The sequence below is a fragment of the Streptomyces sp. 8K308 genome (assembly GCF_004348315.1).
Classification (GTDB): Bacteria; Actinomycetota; Actinomycetes; order Streptomycetales; family Streptomycetaceae; genus Streptomyces.
In genome coordinates this window covers 1-4,349 of record NZ_SMKC01000471.1, presented here as the reverse complement: position 1 = coordinate 4,349, position 4,349 = coordinate 1, and the positions used below count along the sequence as shown (strand labels likewise).

The 4,349-nt window shown below is 75.1% G+C and carries 4 protein-coding genes; 2 read left to right on the top strand and 2 right to left on the bottom strand.

Annotated features, from left to right (window positions below; all coding sequences use genetic code 11):
- Positions 1 to 1,510, bottom strand: a 1,510-nt coding sequence (locus E1265_RS34190) for a protein kinase (RefSeq protein WP_165953980.1), incomplete at its 3' end; no start/stop codon positions are given.
- A gap of 109 nt (positions 1,511 to 1,619) precedes the next feature.
- Here E1265_RS34190 and E1265_RS34185 point away from each other — a divergent pair.
- On the top strand, positions 1,620 to 2,201 hold the full coding sequence (locus tag E1265_RS34185; protein WP_132934842.1) for a hypothetical protein: 582 nt from the start codon (positions 1,620 to 1,622) through the stop codon (positions 2,199 to 2,201).
- A gap of 49 nt (positions 2,202 to 2,250) precedes the next feature.
- Complete coding sequence (locus tag E1265_RS34180) at positions 2,251 to 3,372, top strand: sigma-70 family RNA polymerase sigma factor (RefSeq protein WP_279571491.1); 1,122 nt, start codon at positions 2,251 to 2,253, stop codon at positions 3,370 to 3,372.
- Positions 3,373 to 3,669: 297 nt separating this feature from the next.
- Here E1265_RS34180 and E1265_RS34170 read toward each other — a convergent pair whose 3' ends face one another.
- Positions 3,670 to 4,095 (bottom strand): GNAT family N-acetyltransferase, encoded by a 426-nt coding sequence (locus tag E1265_RS34170; RefSeq protein ID WP_207931319.1) that lies wholly within the window; start codon positions 4,093 to 4,095, stop codon positions 3,670 to 3,672.
- Between the last annotated feature and the right edge of the window lie 254 nt (positions 4,096 to 4,349).

The window sequence follows — 4,349 nt, the reverse complement described above, 5'->3', positions numbered from 1 at the left end:
CCTCCGCCTCCACCGCCACCCCATGGCTCTCCGCGATCTCCGCGAGGCCGCCGTCGAAGGCCACGCTCGCCGCCGAGAACCACCAGCCATCCTCCTCCCGGGCCAGCTCACCGAGCAGCACCCCGGTCGCCCCCGCCGGCCCGGCCGGAAACCCGTAGCACAGCAGCTCCCGGTCGTTCGACGGGTCGATGAGCCGCGTGTGCAGCAGCCCCGAGTCCGACAGGTCGCGCCCCGGCGTCCGGTCCTCGTCCACCGACAGCGCGAACACCACCCGCTCCGCCGCCGCCGGCAACTCCGGCAGGCGCACCGCGAACCACGCCTCGGGATCGCCGCCTTCGAGCCGCACCCCGACGCCCGCCGGCTCCGTGTTGTTGAAGAAGACGAAGTGCTCGTCCGACAGCACCCGCCCCGCCTCGTCGAGGACCAGCGCGCTCGCGTCCAGGTGGAGCGCGGGACCGTCCGCGAGGGCCTCGCCCCGCAGGCCGACCGTGAAGGCGTCGCCGCCCGGCAGCACGTCGGCGAGCCGCATCCGCTGGCCCGTGGCCAGCGGCAGCCGGCCGCCCTCGGCCCACGGGCAGGCGGCGAGCAGCACGGACCGCGGATCCACCCGCGTCGGCTCGTAGTTCATCCGCGCCACCGGCGCGGCCGACAGCGTGCCGGCGACGAGCCCGGACAGCTCCCGCAGCCGCTCGGCCACCGCCTCCGCGGACTCGGGGCGGTCACCAGGCCGCTTCGACATCATCGACAGCACAAGATCGTCCCACTCGGGCGGCACCCCGGCCCGCAGCGTGCCGGGCGCGGCCGGCGTCTCCTCCAACTGCTGCCGCAGCAGCTGGTAGAGCGACGCCCCGTGGAACGGCGGCCGGCCGGTCGTCAACGCGTACAGCAGGCAGCCCGCCGCGTACAGGTCGGTGTTGGCCGCCACCGCCCGCCCCTCGATCTGCTCGGGCGACATGTAGGCGGGGGTGCCGACCACCACGCCCGTGGAGGTGAGCCGCGCATGGTCGGTGGACTCGGCGAGCACCGCGGCGATGCCGAAGTCCAGCACCCGGGCGAGGCCGTCGGGCTCGACCATCACGTTGGCCGGCTTCAGGTCCCGGTGCACGACGCCCGCCTCGTGCGCCACCGCGAGCGCCCGGCAGATCTGCTCGCCCCAGCGCGCCACCTCGACCAGCGGCGGCAGCTCCTCCGCGAGCACCTGGTCGAGCGAGCGGCCGCGCAGCCGCTCCATCACCAGGTACAGGACCGGATCCGGGTCGCCCTCGAACCGCGCCTCGCCCACGTCGTGCACCGTCACGATGAACGGGCTGGACAGCGCGGCCAGCAGCTTGGCCTCCCGCTCGAACCGCTCCCGGGCCCGCGGATCGCGCCCCACGGCGACCGAACCGACCACCTTGACGGCCACCGTACGCTCCAGGCGCAGGTCGAGCGCCTCCCAGACGGTGCCCATGGCGCCCGCACCCAACTGCCGCCCGAGCCGGTAACGGCCGTCGAGCACCCGGTCACGCATTGCACGAACCCCCTGAATCCGTTCCTCCGACCCACCTGCGAACAGGCCACCGGTACCGCTAACTTTATGCGGCACAGGGGCCCCCGGTAGGGGGACGGGAGGGACCGGTATGAGCGGCAGCGGGGCAACCGGCCCACGTCAGGACAGACCACCCCCGGCCGGCCCGCGCCCCTCGGGGCCGACGCTGACGGCGGCCGCGCTGTGCGTGCTCGGCGGCGCCCTGTCCTTCCTCGCCGTCACGCTCGCCAGGAACGCGCCGCTCACCGACCAGGCCGCCAACGCCCACCCGCTGCGCATCGCCCAGGTGACGTCCCAGCTGCTCGCGCCCTCCTGCCCCGCCGGGCGGCCCGACGCCTTCTACGACCCCGCCCACTCGCTGTGCCGGACCCTCGACCTCGACGGCGGGGTCACCGTGGCGGAGGTGGCCGACGCCGAGGCCGTGCCGGGGCCGATCGCCGACCTGTGGGCGGTGCGGATCACCTTCAGGACCGAGGACGCCGCCGCGCTGCGCTCCCTGACCGCGCGGGTGCGGTTCGAGCCCTACCCGCGCGGCCAACTCGCCTTCGTCCACGGCGGCCGAGTGCTGTCCGCCGGCGTGCTCGCCGGGCCCGACGCGCAGGGCACCGCCAGCCTCGGCGGCCCCTACTCACGGGCCGAGGCGGAGGTCATAGCGGGGGAGCTCGCCGGCTGACGGCGGCTCGCCGCCGCGCGGAACCCGGCCGTTGTCAGACCCCCTCGTTATGGTGGCCGCACATGGACGGGCGAGCGTCCCGGCCACCCGAGGGAAGCGAGCACGCGCCATGACGACACCCACCGCCACCAGCGCGAAACCCACCGAGCGTGAGCTCGAGCGGCACCGCAGAGAGCTCACCGCCCACTGCTACCGCATGCTCGGCTCCGCCTTCGAGGCGGAGGACGCGGTGCAGGAGACGATGGTGCGGGCCTGGCGGAGCCTCGACCGCTTCGAGGGCAGGTCCTCGCTCCGCTCCTGGCTCTACCGCATCGCCACCAACGTCTGCCTCACCATGCTGAGCGGCGCCGGCCGCCGGGCCCGCCCCATGGACCTGTCCTCGCCCACCCCGACCGCCTCCGCCGAGCTCGGCCCGCCGCTGCCCGAGACCGCCTGGATCGAGCCCATGCCAGACAGCCGCACCCTCACCGCCGACCCGGCCGAGACCGCCGAGGCCCGCGAGACCATCCGGCTGGCCTTCGTGGCCGCCCTCCAGCACCTCGCCCCCCGCCAGCGCGCCGTGCTCATCCTGCGCGAGGTGCTCAGTTGGAAGGCCAGCGAGGTCGCCGAGCTCCTCGACACCACCGTCGCCTCGGTCAACAGCGCCCTCCAGCGCGCCCGCGCCACGCTCGCCGCCACCGGCGCCTCGGCGGCCGACCCGGCCGAGCCGCTCACCGCCGAGCACCGCGAGCTGCTCGCCCGCTACCTGGACGCCTTCGAGCGCTACGACCTGGACGCGCTGACCACCCTGCTCCACGAGGAGGCCACCCTCTCCATGCCGCCCTACGACCTGTGGCTGCGCGGCCGCGAGGACGTACGCGCCTGGATGGCGGGGCCCGGGATAGGCTGCGCCGGCTCCCGGCTGATACCGACCTGGGCCAACGGCAGCCCGGCCTTCGGCCAGTACCGGCCGACGTCCGACGGCGGGCACACCCCCTGGGCCCTTCAGGTCCTCGAGATCTCAGCGGGTCGGGTCACGGGGATCAACGCGTTCCTCGACACCGAGCGGTTCTTCCCGCTGTTCGGGCTCCCCGACCGACTGCCGCCCGGCGCCGCCGCCCCCCGGTTCCCCGAGATCGGCGAGGCCGGTCAGCGCCTCGGCGAGCCCGAGGAAGCCGAGCACGCGCCGTAATCCGTCGTCCACCCCGGTGAACGACACCCGGCAGCCGAGCCGCCTGGCCGTCAGCGCCAGCCTGCTGACGGTCTCCACCGCGGTCGGCCCCGGCCGGTCGAGCGCCCCCAGGTCCACCACCACCGGGCCGCCCCCGCCAGCCTCGACGGCCGCCCTGAACCGCTCACACAGGCCCGGCACATCGGCCCGCGCCACCGGCCCCCACACCACGAACTCCACGCCACCCATACCCAAGGAGACCAGCCACCCGAGCCGAACTCATCGAGCCCGCCCGCCCGTACCTCGTCGCTCGCCGACTCAGTCGGCGAGACCCTTCACCCAGCGGCCCCACTCGGGCTGCCGCCGGTAGCCGCCCGACTCCCAAGCCCGGTGCGCCAGTTCGTTGTGGTGCAGCACCATGGCATCGGCGCGCCGTCCGCCAAGCGCCACGAACCGCCGCTCCGCCGCCGCGAGCAGCGCCGTCGCCACGCCCTGCCGTCGGCACGCCGGCGCGACCGCCAGCCGGTACAGGTGACAGCGCCAGCCGTCGAACCCGGCTATCACCGTGCCCACCAGCGCCCCGTCACGCTCGGCCAGCAGCAGCGCCTCCGGGTCCCTGGCGATCAGCCGGCCCACCCCGTCGAGGTCGTCGCTGATGCTCACGCCCTCGGCGGCCTCCCGCCAGAACGCCAGCACGCCCTCGGCGTCCGCGGGAACCGCGGCCCGCACCCTCAGCTCTCCCATGCCGGCCATCCCAACACGCCCCGCAAGACGCCCACCAGCGCGTTCCGCCCCTCGGACGCCCCCGGGCCGGGCCCCAGCCGAAATCGTGGTGCGCCCGCCCGGCCGCCGCTGCTAACCTCCCCGCAGCAGACGACAGGACCCGGAGCACGAGGGAGGTGAGGTTGATGACCGCGACGTCCGTCGCCGCCGTGCGCGACTTCCGAGCCAACCTCCCATCCGGGGTCCCGGACTGGCGCGGCTGAGCACCCTCAGCC